At 38.2% G+C, this 15271-nt stretch carries 14 protein-coding genes; 10 read left to right on the forward strand and 4 right to left on the reverse strand.

Going from position 1 to position 15271, the window contains the following annotated elements; translation table 11 throughout:
- Positions 1-122 precede the first annotated feature (122 nt).
- From HMPREF2574_RS02295 to sdaAB, 3 genes are read right to left on the reverse strand one after another with little or no spacing between them, the layout of a single operon-like run.
- Positions 123-779, reverse strand: coding sequence for an HAD hydrolase-like protein (locus tag HMPREF2574_RS02295; protein ID WP_022526737.1), 657 nt, complete (start codon positions 777-779; stop codon positions 123-125).
- 52 nt (positions 780-831) lie between these two features.
- Positions 832-1704 (reverse strand): L-serine ammonia-lyase, iron-sulfur-dependent, subunit alpha, encoded by an 873-nt coding sequence (gene sdaAA / locus HMPREF2574_RS02300; RefSeq protein WP_024051448.1) that lies wholly within the window; start codon positions 1702-1704, stop codon positions 832-834.
- An 8-nt stretch (positions 1705-1712) separates the two neighbouring features.
- Positions 1713-2384 (reverse strand): L-serine ammonia-lyase, iron-sulfur-dependent subunit beta, encoded by a 672-nt coding sequence (gene sdaAB / locus HMPREF2574_RS02305; RefSeq protein ID WP_022526738.1) that lies wholly within the window; start codon positions 2382-2384, stop codon positions 1713-1715.
- Positions 2385-2642: 258 nt separating this feature from the next.
- Between sdaAB and HMPREF2574_RS02310 the strand changes: the two genes are divergently transcribed.
- The 9 genes from HMPREF2574_RS02310 to rpsD all read left to right on the forward strand — a co-directional run bounded on the left by HMPREF2574_RS02310 (position 2643) and on the right by rpsD (position 12680).
- Positions 2643-3170, forward strand: coding sequence for an aggregation-promoting factor (locus HMPREF2574_RS02310; RefSeq protein ID WP_070242161.1), 528 nt, complete (start codon positions 2643-2645; stop codon positions 3168-3170).
- Positions 3171-3637: 467 nt separating this feature from the next.
- Positions 3638-4783 carry a tRNA 2-thiouridine(34) synthase MnmA gene (gene mnmA, locus HMPREF2574_RS02315; RefSeq protein WP_257360484.1) on the forward strand — a complete coding sequence of 382 codons (1146 nt, stop codon included), beginning with the start codon at positions 3638-3640 and terminating at the stop codon, positions 4781-4783.
- A 135-nt stretch (positions 4784-4918) separates the two neighbouring features.
- Positions 4919-6835 carry a tRNA uridine-5-carboxymethylaminomethyl(34) synthesis enzyme MnmG gene (gene mnmG / locus HMPREF2574_RS02320; RefSeq protein WP_070812158.1) on the forward strand — a complete coding sequence of 639 codons (1917 nt, stop codon included), beginning with the start codon at positions 4919-4921 and terminating at the stop codon, positions 6833-6835.
- A gap of 252 nt (positions 6836-7087) precedes the next feature.
- Positions 7088-9064, forward strand: a complete 1977-nt coding sequence (locus HMPREF2574_RS02325; RefSeq protein ID WP_070812159.1) for a DHH family phosphoesterase — start codon at positions 7088-7090, stop codon at positions 9062-9064.
- Complete coding sequence (rplI, locus tag HMPREF2574_RS02330; RefSeq protein ID WP_003077184.1) at positions 9061-9513, forward strand: 50S ribosomal protein L9; 453 nt, start codon at positions 9061-9063, stop codon at positions 9511-9513. The genes HMPREF2574_RS02325 and rplI overlap by 4 nt, the downstream gene beginning before the upstream one ends.
- 31 nt (positions 9514-9544) lie before the next feature.
- Positions 9545-10897 (forward strand): replicative DNA helicase, encoded by a 1353-nt coding sequence (gene dnaB / locus HMPREF2574_RS02335; protein ID WP_070242154.1) that lies wholly within the window; start codon positions 9545-9547, stop codon positions 10895-10897.
- Positions 10898-10900: 3 nt separating this feature from the next.
- Entirely contained in the window at positions 10901-11173 is a 273-nt protein-coding gene (locus HMPREF2574_RS02340; protein ID WP_003026751.1) for a Veg family protein, read from the forward strand.
- Between the two features lie 57 nt (positions 11174-11230).
- Positions 11231-11863: an HAD family hydrolase gene (locus tag HMPREF2574_RS02345; RefSeq protein ID WP_070812160.1), complete on the forward strand. Its 633-nt coding sequence runs from the start codon at positions 11231-11233 to the stop codon at positions 11861-11863.
- Positions 11864-12068: 205 nt separating this feature from the next.
- Positions 12069-12680 carry a 30S ribosomal protein S4 gene (gene rpsD / locus HMPREF2574_RS02350; RefSeq protein ID WP_003026749.1) on the forward strand — a complete coding sequence of 204 codons (612 nt, stop codon included), beginning with the start codon at positions 12069-12071 and terminating at the stop codon, positions 12678-12680.
- Positions 12681-12795: 115 nt separating this feature from the next.
- Here the strand turns inward: rpsD and HMPREF2574_RS02355 are convergent, their stop codons facing one another.
- Complete coding sequence (locus tag HMPREF2574_RS02355; RefSeq protein ID WP_003026748.1) at positions 12796-13329, reverse strand: TetR/AcrR family transcriptional regulator; 534 nt, start codon at positions 13327-13329, stop codon at positions 12796-12798.
- 174 nt (positions 13330-13503) lie between these two features.
- On the opposite strand from HMPREF2574_RS02355, the gene HMPREF2574_RS10770 reads away from it, so the two are divergent.
- Positions 13504-15271, forward strand: a 1768-nt coding sequence (locus tag HMPREF2574_RS10770; protein WP_257374139.1) for a YhgE/Pip domain-containing protein, incomplete at its 3' end; no start/stop codon positions are given.

A 15271-nucleotide genomic window follows, 5' to 3' on the forward strand; every position in this document is an offset into this window, starting at 1 on the left:
GAGTTTTCTTGTCTAACTTTTGGGGTGCAGTTCAAAAATGATTCGTCTTTTTCTATGGGTGATTGACTTAGCAAACATAGTTGTTTGTTTTAGAATCTTTGATTGTATATTGTAAATATGGTTTACAATTCATGTAAAGTATTATTTACCAAAGCTGTTAAAATTTTCTGAGGCGAATCTGAGATAAAATCTGCCTCATTGTCAGTTAATTCTTTCTTGTTTCCAAATCCCCACAGAACTCCTAAAGTAGCAATTCCGACTGATTTTCCACCAATTATATCAAATTTTGTATCCCCAACAATGATAGATTGTTCAAGATTAGCATGAGAATTATTTAAAGCACGAGTTATAACATCTGCTTTATGATAAGAATTTGGAAGAGAGCCGAAGATACCATTGAAATGTTTATCAATTTCTAGGTATTGTGCCATTTTATGGGCCATTGGTTCATTTTTACTAGTGGTAATATAGACATGGTAATCTGAATGTTCTAATTCTAACAACAGTTCTTTTATACCCTTGTAAAGTTGAGCTTCAAAAACACCGTTATTTTTATAGTATTCTCTAAAGAAAGCAATAGCTTGATTGACATTGGTCTCTGGCACTACAGAAGCGAAACTAACTTCTAAAGGTGGTCCAATGAAAGTATCCAGCTCTTTGCTATCAGGGGCTTTGATATTTAGTGAAGTGAATGCGTATTGGAAAGCATTCTTGATTCCTACAGAACTGTCAACAAGTGTTCCATCTAAGTCGAAAAAAATATATTTAAAATTTTGCATAGTCTAAATTCATATTTACAGGACTGTAAACTTTTTCCTTTTGTGTAGAAAGTTATTCTCCAAAAATTTCTTTGGATAATCTACGACCAGTAGGTGTAGCTGCCAATCCACCTTCAGCAGTCTCACGAAAGGCAGTCGACATACTTGCTCCAACTTGATACATAGCGTCAACTACTTCGTCAACGGGAATTTTTGATTCAATACCTGCTAAAGCTATATCAGCGGCAATGAAAGCGTAGCTAGCTCCCATAGCATTTCGTTTGACACAGGGAACTTCTACTAGACCTGCAACGGGGTCACAGATTAATCCAAGCATATTCTTAATCACAAAACAAATTGCTTGGCTGGCTTGAAATGGGGTACCACCTGCTGCTAAAACAAGAGCTGCTGCACTCATAGCTGACGCTGATCCAACTTCTGCTTGACAGCCACCTTCAGCTCCTGAAATAGAAGCATTATTAGCGATGACTAGACCGAAAGCTCCAGCTGTTAATAAAAAGTCTAGTTGTTGTTTTTCAGTAAGATTTAATTTTTCGATAGCAGATGTAAGGACAGCGGGTAAACAACCAGCACTTCCTGCTGTCGGTGTTGCACAGACCAACCCCATTTTAGCATTGTATTCATTGACAGCAATAGCATTTTTTGCTGCTATTAAGACAGTATAGTCCGAAAGAGCTTTTCCTGATTGAATATATTTGTGGAGTTTGGCTGCATCGCCACCTGTTAAACCACTCCGAGATTTACTTTCATCTAATCCCATAACGACAGAAGCTTTCATAACTTCTAGATTTCTAGTCATCAAGCGTAAGACTTCATCTCGTTCACGACCTGTCAGTTCGTATTCAGTAGCAATCATCAGTTCGGCAACGCTGCCCTGAAAGTCTAAATCTGCTTGCTCCACTAATTCTTTGATTGAATAAAACATAAACTCTCCTATTTAAAGAAATTGACATTATGAAGTTTAGGAATTTTTCTGATTTCCTCAATAGCTCCTTCACAGCTGCGACTGTCAATTTCAATGATCATAATAGCTTTTTCACCTGCTTTTTCTCTTGTGACATTCATCTGTGCGATATTGATGTTATAACGAGAAAGTGCTTCAGTAACATGAGCAATCATTCCAGGAACATCCTGATGGACGATAATAATTGTCGGGGTATTCATGCTGAGCGAAACAGAAAAACCATTTAATTCAGTCACTTGAATATTTCCACCACCAATGGAAATACCAGTAACACTAATCGCTTTTTGCTCATTTTTAATGGTGATTTTAGCTGTGTTTGGATGTGGAGCATTGCTATCTTTTTGAATCGTCCAGACAATTTTAATCCCTCTTTTATGGGCAATTTCTAGGCTATTGGGAATATCAGGGTTATCTGTATCCATTCCGAGAATCCCAGCTACAAGAGCCAAGTCCGTACCATGTCCACGATAAGTTTTCGCAAAAGAATTAAATAGTTGGAATTCAACTTCTGTTGGCTCGTCATCAAAAATTGATGAAACAATTTTTCCAATACGAACAGCACCTGCTGTATGACTACTAGATGGACCAATCATAACAGGACCAATAATATCAAAAACAGATTGAAATTTTAGTGAGTTCATCGTAACTCCTTATAAATTTATTATCTTCATTATATCAAAGTTCAGTATATTTTTCTGCCTTTTTAGCTAATAAAATGAATGTGACGTAAATTCTAAACTTCCTTTGAGGTCACTTTTCTTATAGTAACCTTAAAGCAAATAAATATAGGGTGGATTTTAGTCTCTCTTCAATTTGTTTGTAATATTTTTAATGAAAGGAAAAAACAATAGTAATAATTAAGGTATATGATAGTTCTATCACAGAAAAGGAGAATCTAAATGATTTTGAATTTAAAGAATACAAACAAAAAAACTAAAGTAGGTTTAATAAGCTTAGCAGCAACAGCGCTGTTCTTTCTTCCTACACTTGCAAACGCAGATAGTTATACAGTAAAATCTGGAGATACTCTTTCAGCTATTGCTGCATCACATAATACAACAGTTGATCAAATTGCTCAGAAAAATAAGCTTAGCAATATTCATCTGATTAGTGTTGGGCAAGTATTGGAGTTAGATGACACAGCTACAAGCCCTACAACTGCGGAGTCAAGTAATTCTGCAACTACCACTTCTGGTCTGAGTAATGAAGATGCAGCTGCAAAAGAATGGATTGCGCAAAAAGAATCAAGTGGCAGTTATACAGCCCAAAATGGACAATATTATGGTCGTTACCAATTGAGTTTATCATATTTAAATGGTGACTTGTCAGCAGAGAATCAAGAAAAAGTAGCAGACGATTATGTAGCGGGTCGTTATGGTTCTTGGTCAGCTGCTAAGACTTTCTGGTTAGCAAATGGCTGGTATTGATAAATACAAAAAATTATTGAGGTTGGGACAAAAAGATTTCAATTTTTAAAAATCTTAATTATTAAGCCCTTCAAATCTATAATTAAATGCGAAAAGCGAACAAAGCAGAATTCTGATTACCAGAAAACTAGTTTTGTTCGCTTTTTATATTTGAGGTCGGACTTTTGTCCCAGCCTCTTTTGTGATGAGAGTAAGGCTTTAATATAGTAGTTTACAGCTAAAAGTACTATTTTCAGGTTATAGATAGAAGCTACAAAGTCGCTCACTAGATTCGGCCTTTTGATAGGATCTCTATTGTTTCATTCACTAATTTAATAGTTCATCCACTGAATTTTTAGTTTACAGCAGTGTAAAGTTATTGCTATCTGGTTATTGAAATTTGTTCTTAAGGTTATTTCGTGTTATAATAAACCTTGCTCTAAGCGACCTTCAATCGTTGAAAGCAAAACACGACCTTCAATCGTGAAATAACGAAAAGATGGGAGAACACGATGAGTAATCATTCTAAAACACGTGTCGTTGTCGGAATGAGTGGCGGTGTGGATTCGTCAGTTACAGCTCTTTTGTTAAAGGAGCAGGGCTATGACGTGATTGGCATTTTCATGAAAAATTGGGACGACACAGACGAAAATGGGGTCTGTACAGCTACTGAGGACTATAAAGACGTAGCAGCTGTGGCCGATCAGATTGGAATTCCTTACTACTCTGTCAACTTTGAAAAAGAGTATTGGGATCGCGTTTTTGAATATTTCTTAGCTGAATATCGAGCTGGTAGAACCCCGAATCCAGATGTCATGTGCAACAAAGAAATTAAGTTTAAAGCTTTTTTGGACTATGCTATGACATTGGGAGCGGACTATGTGGCAACAGGTCACTATGCGCGTGTAAAGCGCGATGAAGACGGAATTGTTCATATGCTGCGAGGAGTGGATAATGGCAAAGATCAGACTTATTTCCTTAGTCAGTTATCACAAGAGCAGCTGCAAAAAACGATGTTTCCGTTGGGACATTTAGAAAAGTCTGAAGTTCGAGCTATTGCAGAGAAAGCAGGATTAGCTACTGCTAAGAAAAAAGATTCAACCGGCATCTGCTTTATTGGTGAGAAAAACTTTAAAGAATTTCTGGGAAATTATTTACCAGCTCAACCTGGTCGCATGATGACAGTTGATGGTCGAGATATGGGTGAGCATGCTGGTTTGATGTATTATACAATTGGTCAGCGTGGTGGCCTTGGCATTGGTGGTCAGCATGGAGGAGATAATGAACCTTGGTTTGTAGTGGGTAAGGATCTTAGTCAAAATATTCTTTATGTTGGTCAAGGTTTTTACCATGACAACTTGATGTCAACGAGTCTTGACGCTAGCCAAGTACATTTTACAAGAGAAATGCCAGCTGAGTTTACTATGGAATGTACAGCTAAGTTTCGTTATCGTCAGCCAGATTCTAAGGTTACAGTAACTGTAAAGGGTGACAAGGCAATTGTCAACTTTGCAGAACCTCAACGTGCTATTACACCTGGACAAGCCGTTGTATTTTATGATGAAGAAGAGTGTCTTGGTGGTGGCTTGATTGACAATGCCTATAAAGATGGTAAGCTTCAACAGTATATTTAGATTGACATTTTTTAGCAATCTGCTAAAATGGATATAGCAATAACTATGATGGTCAAAGCTCATGGATGTTGCAGGCTTTTTGTCCTGCACTTCTAGAGGTTTGACTTTTTTGGTGAAAAAATAAGGAAAGAAAAGATGACACACAATTTTACTGAAAGTTATGATATTGTCGTAATTGGTGCTGGGCATGCAGGTGTTGAGGCTTCGTTAGCAGCCAGTCGAATGGGCTGTAAAGTCCTACTTGCGACAATCAATATTGAAATGCTAGCTTTTATGCCTTGTAATCCTTCTATTGGAGGATCTGCCAAGGGAATCGTTGTACGTGAAGTGGATGCTCTAGGTGGAGAGATGGCTAAGAATATAGATAAAACTTATATTCAAATGAAGATGCTCAATACTGGGAAAGGTCCAGCGGTTCGTGCTCTTCGTGCGCAAGCAGATAAGGAACTTTATTCTAAAGAAATGCGCAAGACGGTTCAACATCAAGAGAATCTCACTTTGCGTCAAACTATTATAGATGAGATTCTAGTTGAGAACGGGAAAGTCGTTGGTGTGAAAACAGCCACGCACCAAGAGTTTGCGGCAAAGGCAGTTATCGTAACAACCGGTACAGCTCTGCGTGGAGAAATTATTATTGGAGATTTGAAGTATTCTTCTGGTCCTAATCATAGTTTAGCTGCAATTAATTTAGCATACAATTTACGTGATTTAGGGTTTGAAATTGGGCGTTTTAAAACAGGAACTCCTCCGCGTGTGAAAGCTTCTTCTATTAATTATGAAGAGACGGATATTCAGCCTGGAGACGAAAAAGCGAACCACTTTTCCTATACTTCTCATGATGAGGATTATCTAAAAGATCAGATTCCTTGCTGGCTAACTTATACTAATGGAAGAAGTCATGAAATTATTCAAAACAACCTTTACCGTGCACCAATGTTTTCAGGAATGGTGAAAGGTGTAGGACCACGTTACTGCCCGTCAATTGAAGACAAAATTGTTCGTTTTGCAGATAAAGAGCGCCACCAACTTTTCTTGGAGCCAGAAGGTCGAGATACGGAAGAAGTTTATATTCAGGGGTTGTCAACGAGTTTGCCAGAAGATGTTCAAAAAGACTTAGTGCATTCTATTAAGGGACTTGAAAATGCTGAATTGATGCGAACTGGCTATGCGATTGAATATGATATGATTATGCCACATCAGCTGCGCGCTACTCTAGAAACTAAGAAAATCTCAGGTTTGTTTACAGCTGGGCAAACGAATGGGACATCTGGTTATGAAGAAGCGGCAGGACAGGGCATTATCGCAGGAATCAATGCAGCTCTGAAAGTTCAAGGAAAGCCAGAATTGATTTTGAAACGTAGTGATGGTTATATTGGGGTCATGATTGATGACTTGGTCACCAAGGGAACCGTGGAGCCGTATCGTCTTTTGACTAGTCGAGCTGAATACCGTCTCATTTTACGACACGACAATGCGGATATGCGATTGACTGAAATTGGACGCAGGGTAGGATTGGTTGATGATGAGCGCTGGCTGCGTTTTGAAATTAAGAAAAATCAATATGAAACTGAAATGAAGCGCTTGAGCACTATTAAATTAAAGCCAATTAAAGAAACGAATGAAATGGTTGAAAAATTAGGCTTTAAACCATTGACAGACGCAGTTACAGCAAAAGAATTTTTGCGTCGTCCAGAAGTTTCATATCAAGATGTTGTCAAGTTTGTCGGTTCAGCAGCTGAAGATTTAGATGAAAAGATAATCGAATTGATTGAGACTGAAGTCAAATATGAAGGCTATATTTCTAAGGCGTTGGATCAGGTTGAGAAGATGAAACGAATGGAAGAAAAACGGATACCAGCAAACATTGACTGGGATGATATTGATTCAATTGCGACAGAAGCTCGTCAGAAATTCAAGAAAATAAACCCAGAAACAATTGGTCAAGCTAGTCGGATTTCAGGTGTCAATCCAGCGGATATTTCGATTTTGATGGTTTATTTGGAAGGTAAATCACGAAGTATCTCAAAAAATCAAGAAAAAGCAAAAAAATAAATGATGAAGATGCTTGTTCACATTTCTGAGCAAGTGTTTTTTCGTCAATAATACTTGACAAAGCTGTAAACTACCAGAGGAATAAAGCTAATTTAATGGGAAAATCAGATATTCTGTTTTGTAAAGTGAGCAAAGAGATGCAGGAAGATTTAATTTTTTCTAATGTTTGACAGTATTATTTGGCTTGTTTTAATAAGGGAAAACTCGCTTTTTTAGAGCTTTTGTGGTAAAATGGCGGTTAAGAGGTTTGTGATGAAAAAATTTCGTTTTATTCCAATTTATTTTGTAATCATGGGCGTTATTTCCTTTGGAATTTTAGCTATTTTATTACGAGTTTTTGGTAGCAGCATTCTGATGTTATCTGCGCTTTTTTTGGTGCTTGCTCTTTTGATTTTTCTATTGATTTACCAACAAAAAAGTTATGAAATTGATGAAGTGGAACAAATCCAGTATGTGAATGATCAAGCAGAAAATAGTTTGGCATCATTGCTTGAAAGAATGCCGGTTGGTGTTGTAAAAGTTGATCAAACATCTGGAAATGTAGAATGGTTTAATCCTTACGCAGAGTTGATTCTTACCAATGAAGACGGTGAATTTGATGTGGACTTGTTGCAAAAAATTACCAAAACACCATCTGAGGGTGCTGGATCGTATGCAACAATTGGGGATACAAAATATTCGGTCTACTTAGATCATGCTTCAAGTGTGTTTTACTTTTTTGATGCTTCTAGTGAGTATGAGGCTACTTCAGAATTAGTAACAACAAGGCCAGTTATTGGTATTATTTCAGTCGATAATTATGATGATTTAGAGGATGTTGTCTCAGATTCAGATATTAGCCACATTAATAGCTTTATCGCAAATTTTGTCTCTAAATTTGCAGAAAAATATGCCATGTTTTCTCGTCGTGTGGGAATGGATCGTTTCTATATTTTTACGGATTACACGGTGCTAGATCGGTTAATGCAAAATAAGTTTGCAGTTATTGATCAGTTCAGGGAAGAAGCTAAAAAGCGGGAAATTCCTCTCACACTGAGTATGGGCTTCTCTTATGGTGATAGTAATCATGAGCAGATTGGTAAAGTGGCTCTCTTAAACTTGAATCTTGCTGAAGTTCGTGGTGGTGATCAGGCTGTTGTCAAAGAAAATGATGAGTCAAAGAATCCTGTTTACTTTGGTGGTGGCTCAGCTGCATCGGTGAAACGGACACGTACTCGCACGCGAGCTATGATGACTGCTATTTCGGATAAGATTAAAAGTGTGGACCAAGTTTTTGTAGTTGGACACAAAAATTTGGATATGGATGCGCTTGGTTCTGCTGTGGGAATGCAAGTATTTGCTAGTAATATTATTGATCAGACCTATGCTGTTTATGATCCTCATCAAATGGCTGCGGATATTGAGCGAGCAGTTCGCAGGCTGCAGGATGAAGGAGAGACCAATCTTCTTTCGGTTGCTGATGCGATGACAATGGTGACCAATCGTTCTCTGTTGATTATGGTGGATCATTCAAAAACAGCTCTGACCTTATCAAAAGAGTTTTATGATTTGTTTAACCAAATTATCGTCATTGATCACCACAGAAGAGATCAAGATTTTCCGGAAAATGCTGTTATCACTTATATCGAAAGCGGAGCAAGTAGTGCCTGTGAATTGGTAACAGAGTTGATTCAATTCCAAAATTCTAAGACAAAACGCTTGAGTAAAATGCAGGCTAGTGTGTTGATGGCTGGGATTATGCTGGATACGAAGAAGTTTTCTTCTCGTGTAACCAGTCGGACGTTTGATGTGGCGAGCTATTTACGCACGCGCGGAAGTGATAGTGTGGCTATTCAAGATATTTCAGCAACGGATTTTGATGAACATCGTGAAGTGAATGAGTTGATTTTGAATGGTAAGAAAATTTTGCCGAATGTACTCGTTGCGACAGGTGTAGAAGAAAAATGCTATGATACAGTTGTTATCAGTAAAGCAGCAGATGCTATGTTAGCTATGTCAGGGATTGAAGCTAGCTTTGCCGTTAGTAAAAATAAGCAAAACAGTGTTTCGATATCTGCTCGTAGTCGTAGTAAAATCAATGTCCAACGTATCATGGAAGAACTGGGTGGAGGCGGTCATTTCAATTTAGCAGCAGCGCAAATTCCTGACCAGACAATTGCTCAGGTGGTTCATAGCTTAAATGAAATTATTGTTCGTGAAGTACTAAAAGATAAGGAGTTAGAAGAATGAAAGTAATCTTTTTAGCAGATGTAAAAGGTAAAGGAAAAAAAGGTGAAATTAAAGAAGTGCCTACTGGCTATGCACAGAATTTTCTGATTAAGAAAAATCTTGCCAAAGAGGCGACTGCAGCAGCTATCGGCGAGCTTCGCGGAAAACAAAAATCAGAAGAAAAAGCACACGCTGAAATGCTAGCTGAAGCGCAAGCCATTAAGGAAAAGTTGGAAGCAGAAAGTACAATTGTTGAATTTACTGAAAAAGTGGGACCAGATGGACGGACTTTTGGTTCTATTACCAGTAAAAAAATTGCTGAAGAATTACAAAAGCAATTTGGAATTAAGATTGATAAACGATTGATTCAAGTCAAGAATCCTATTCGTTCTGTTGGCTTGATTGATGTGCCAGTGAAAATTTATCAAGATGTGACTAGTGTGATTAACTTACGTGTAAAAGAAGGTTAATTGAAGAATATTTTTTGAGAGAGGAGGTCTTATGGCAGATATTGATGAATTGCGAGCACAACCGCAGGATATTTTAGCAGAGCAATCTGTTTTAGGTGCGATTTTTATTGATGAAAGTAAGCTGGTGTTTGTTCGTGAATATATCGAGCCAACTGACTTCTTTAAATATGCCAATCGGTTAATTTTTAAAGCGATGATTGACTTGGCAGATCGAGGCGATGCCATTGATGCGACAACTGTTCGTAATATTTTAGACAGTCAGAGTGATTTGCAAAATATCGGTGGCTTGTCTTATTTGGTTGAAGTGGTTAACTCAGTACCGACTTCTGCCAATGCTGAATATTATGCTAAGATTGTAGCAGAAAAAGCTGTTTTGCGCCGGTTGATTGCGCGGCTGACAGACTCTATCAATCTAGCTTATGATGGTGCCAGTCCTGCAGATGAAATCATTGCTGGGGCTGAAAAAGCGCTAATCGATGTTAGTGAAAATGCTAGTCGAAGCGGCTTTAAAAATATTAAAGAGATTTTGAATCTTAACTTTGGTAGCTTGGAAACGCGGTCTCAGCAAACTTCTGATATTACAGGGATTGCGACAGGTTATCAAGATTTGGATCACATGACCACAGGACTGCATGAAGAAGAGTTAATCATCGTGGCAGCTCGTCCAGCGGTTGGTAAAACAGCTTTTGCTCTCAATATTGCTCAAAACATTGGAACAAAGCTAGATAAAACAGTCGCTATCTTTTCTTTAGAAATGGGGGCAGAAAGCCTGGTAGATCGAATGCTGGCAGCAGAGGGGTTAATTGAATCACATTCAATCCGTACAGGACAATTGACGGAGGAGGAATGGAGGAAGTATGCAATTGCACAAGGAAATCTAGCAGAAGCTAGTATTTACATTGACGATACGCCAGGAATTCGGATTACAGAAATTCGTTCGCGTGCTCGAAAATTAGCGCAAGAAACAGGAAATCTTGGATTGATCTTGATTGACTACTTGCAGTTGATTACAGGGACTGGTCGAGAGAATCGTCAGCAAGAAGTATCTGAGATCTCTCGTCAATTAAAGATTTTGGCAAAAGAGTTGAAAGTGCCAGTCATTGCGCTGAGCCAATTGTCACGGAGTGTGGAACAGCGTCAGGACAAACGGCCTGTTTTGTCAGACATTCGTGAGTCGGGTTCTATTGAGCAGGATGCAGATATTGTTGCATTTCTATATCGTGATGATTATTATGAACGCGGTGGTGAAGAATCTGAAGGGCTTCCAAACAACAAGGTTGAAGTGATTATCGAAAAGAACCGTAGCGGTGCGCGTGGTACGGTAGAATTGATTTTCCAAAAAGAATACAATAAGTTTTCAAGTATTTCCAAGAGAGAGGAATAAACAATGAGTGATGCATTTACAGATGTTGCAAAAATGAGAAAAATTAAAGAAGAAATCAAAGCCCATGAGGGCAAAATGGTAGAAATGACTCTTGAAAATGGCCGTAAACGTCAAAAAAATAAGCAAGGGCGCTTGATTGAAGTTTATCCTTCTTTGTTTATCGTTGAATATACAAGTAATGGAGGTCAACCGGGTGAGATTGAAAATACTTATGTCGAATCTTACACTTATTCAGATATTTTAACGGAGAAAAATCTCATTCGTTATTTGGATTGAGAATAAATAGGTTTTAATGGCGAAAAACTGCTTTGATTGATGTGGCTGGAGTGAAAAATGATTAAAAATCTAGTTTTTGATTTTGGCAATGTTTTAATTGAATGGAACCCTGCTAAGATTTTAGCTGCTTTTGTAGAAGATGAAGGAGACCGTAAGTGCGTCAAGGCTGCTATTTTTGATTCAGGGATTTGGGCTCAGACGGATACTGGAGAATTAACTTTGGAGGAAGCCATTCAGGCGGCTCAAACATTGCTAGATAGTTCTTACTCTGCTACTGTTGAGGCTATTTTTACTCATTGGTATGAGACAGTAGATGTTTATCATCAGCTACAAGAGAAAATTTTTGAATGGGCTCAGCTGGGATATGGCATTTATATTTTGTCTACTACAAGTGAGATATTTTATGCAGTTGAAAATGCATGTTTATTACCGATGACGAAAGTTTTGACTGGGAAAATCCTTTCTTACGAAGTAGGGTATGCAAAGCCAGATAAAAGCATCTATCAAAAGTTACTAGCTCAATACGCATTACAAGCTAATCAATGTGTATTTATAGATGATTTACAGGTTAATTTAGATGTCGCTAAAAGTCTAGGATTTGAAACTATTTTAGCAACATCTGAACAGCAAAATATAATTGCGATAGAGGAATTGTTGAAGAAGAAAGGTTATTTTCATAGAAAGAAATAATCTGGTAAAAATCCGTCTTTACAGATAGGATTTTTTTTGATATAATGGCTTTTGTGTGAAATAGCAGCAGGAGGGCATGAAGCTCGTCAACAGAATATTAGCTATAAAAGTAGCCTTGGCTGTTTAGGCGAAAATGTTCTGCACGAATCAGGGCTTTCTAAGTGACTATTTCCTCAAATTATTATTTTTACAGGAGGACATGTTTATGTCACGTTATACAGGACCATCTTGGAAACAAGCTCGTCGTTTGGGCCTTTCACTTACAGGTACAGGGAAAGAATTGGCACGTCGTAACTACGTACCAGGTCAACATGGACCAAACAACCGTAGCAAATTGTCAGAATACGGTTTGCAATTGGCTGAAAAACAAAAACTTCGTTTTACTTACGGTGTAGGTGAAAAACAATTCCGTAACTTGTTCGTACAAGCAACTAAAATCAAAGGCGGAATCCTTGGTTTTAACTTCATGCTTCTTTTGGAACGTCGTTTGGATAACGTTGTTTATCGTCTTGGACTTGCAACTACTCGTCGTCAAGCTCGTCAATTCGTAAACCACGGTCATATCCTTGTTGACGGAAAACGTGTAGATATTCCTAGCTACCGTGTATCTGTTGGTCAAGTGATTTCAGTTCGTGAAAAATCACTTAAAGTACCTGCAATTCTTGAAGCGGTTGAAGCAACTCTTGGACGTCCAGCATTTGTATCATTTGATGCTGAAAAATTAGAAGGTTCATTGACTCGCTTGCCAGAGCGCGACGAAATCAACCCAGAAATCAACGAAGCGCTTGTCGTTGAATACTATAACAAACAACTTTAATCGATGGATTATCAGAGGTTGGGAATCTTCCCAGCTTCTTTTTTTGTTGTAAAGATTACGAAGAAAAGCCCTAGAGAGCTTGTGGGTGCTACTAGGGCAAGGTATAAGAAATATTCTAATCCAACATTTTTAAAAGAAAATCTGCCATTTGTTCAGGGCTTTCTTTTTTTCCTCTAGCAATCCACATTTGACAAACTCCAAAAAAGGCGTTTGTCAGGTAAACATAGCTGTATTCTTTCTCCACTTGACTTAGTAGTTTACTACTAAAGCGCTCTTGTAGGTCTTCAGCCAGCATGATTTGGAATTTATGGCGTAAAAATGTTTGAATTTCTTTTGTTCCGTTTTCTGTTAACAAAACAGAAAGGAGGGATTCTCGTGTGAGAAAATCAAAAACTTCTATAATCGCGCTACGCTTGTCTTGAGCATACTTCTCAAAAATGTATTCTAACTTATGGAAAAGTTTCTGTTGATAATGCTCAATCATATCATATTTATCTTTGTAGTGTGTATAAAAACTACTGCGACTAATGCCGGCAGTCTTGGTCAACTTGACAGTGCTAATCTGGTCGAATGATTCGTGTTCCAGTAGCTCTACCATCGCATTTTCAATAATCATTTTTGTTTTTTGGCGCTTGTTACTTTCTGCCATATTGTCTTTCCTCTTTTGAACAAATTTATCCAACGTGTCTAAAATTTAATTTTTTCTCTTGTGAAAAATTTCAGAAACTGTATAATCTATTATATCAAATATTTAGACAATGTGTATAAAAATATTTCGAAAATTAAAATTTTTATACAGAGTGTCTAAGATAGAGGAGAAAAAATGTTCAACGAATGGAAAGCAATTTTCAAAAAACCACTCTTCATTATTGTCATGGTTGGTGTTTCCTTGATTCCTGCTCTTTATAATGTTATCTTTTTGAGATCCATGTGGAATCCTTATGGTAAAGTTTCAGAATTGCCAGTAGCGGTTGTGAATAAAGACCAACATGCGACATTTAACAGCAACACATTGTCTGTTGGTGATGATATGGTGAAAAGTCTTAGAAAGAATGATGCTTTAGATTTTCATTTTGTATCTGAAGCAAAGGCAAAAAAAGGCTTGGAGAAAGGTGATTATTATATGATTATCACGCTTCCAAGTGATTTATCTCAAAAGGCTGCTAGTATTCTGGATAATAAACCACAAAAGATGCAGATTGATTATCAAACATCTAGCGGGCACAGCTTTATTGCTAGTAAGATGAGTGATTCGGCTATGACGCGACTTCAACAAACTGTCGCAAACAATGTGACCAATACGTATACGACTTCTCTCTTCAAGAGTATGAATAGCTTGAGGAAAGGCATGATAACAGCTGCTTCTGGTAGTGGGCAACTTGCTTCTGGCGGTCAACAATTAAAAGACGGTAGTCAAACTTTGACAGATAATTTACAGACCTTGTCTAGCTCAAGCATGACATTTGCAGACGGTGCTAATACATTGACGACAGGTTTGGGAACCTATACGCTTGGGGTGCATCAGCTGTCAGACGGAATTGGTACGCTATCGACACGCCTTTCAGCTTATACGTCAGGTGTCGGTCAATTGGCTTCTGGTTCAGATACGCTTTCAAAAGGTCTGACAGACTATACAAATGCTGTTGGTCAATTGGCTTCTGGTTCAGATACGCTTTCAAAAGGTCTGACAGACTATACAAATGCTGTTGGTCAATTGGCTGACGGTTCAGGAGAATTATCAGATGGTTTAAATGCGTATGCCAATGGTGTAGCAAATCTTGCAGGCGGTGCGAATCAGTTAAATGCTCAATCGCAAAATTTATTGGCTGGAGTCAATCAATTGACCGCTTCTAATGGAGAAATTCAAAAATTATCAAGCGGTGCGCATCAATTAGCTACGGGTCTGAATACGTTAATGACAACTGTTCAACAATCTGGCATGACTGCTGAACAAGTTCAAAAGCTACAGGATTTGCAAGCAGGTTTAACTGCTGTGCAAACCGCTCTTTCAACTGGATCAGACTTGTCAGCCGCTAAAGCAAGCATGACGACTGCTTTAAGCGATATGGAAACGGCTGCGAACACGCTTGCCAATAGTGCGACGACAGACAAGACTACGATTGCAACTAACGTGGCTGCTACAGCTGCTTATCAAAAGTTAAGTGCTAGTGAGCAGGCAGAAATCAATGCTGCGATTTCGCAAACTCCAAGTCAAACTGCTACGACTGCGGCAAGTCTATTGACAAATATTCAAGCGCTCAAGACGCAAGTGACGAACTTGCCAGAGCAATCTTCTAATCAACAAAGTGTAGCTGTCATCGGACAAGCGAAAGGTGCGCTTTCAGAGCTTCAAACGAGCGCACAACAATCCCAATCAAAAATCCTTGCAGCTTTACAACAATCAACTGCGGGTGCTAATCAAGTAGGAGCAGGTATTGATCAATTGCAAACGAGCTTAGCAGCAGGTGCTGGTCAATTGGCAAAAGGTGTAACCGACTACACCAATGGGGTTGCGCAGATAACAGCAGGAGTTAATACCTTATCTAGTAAGAATGACCAATTGACATCTGGTATGACGAAAATCAGTTCAG

This window comes from Streptococcus sp. HMSC034E12, assembly GCF_001835915.1.
Classification (GTDB): Bacteria; Bacillota; Bacilli; order Lactobacillales; family Streptococcaceae; genus Streptococcus; species Streptococcus vaginalis.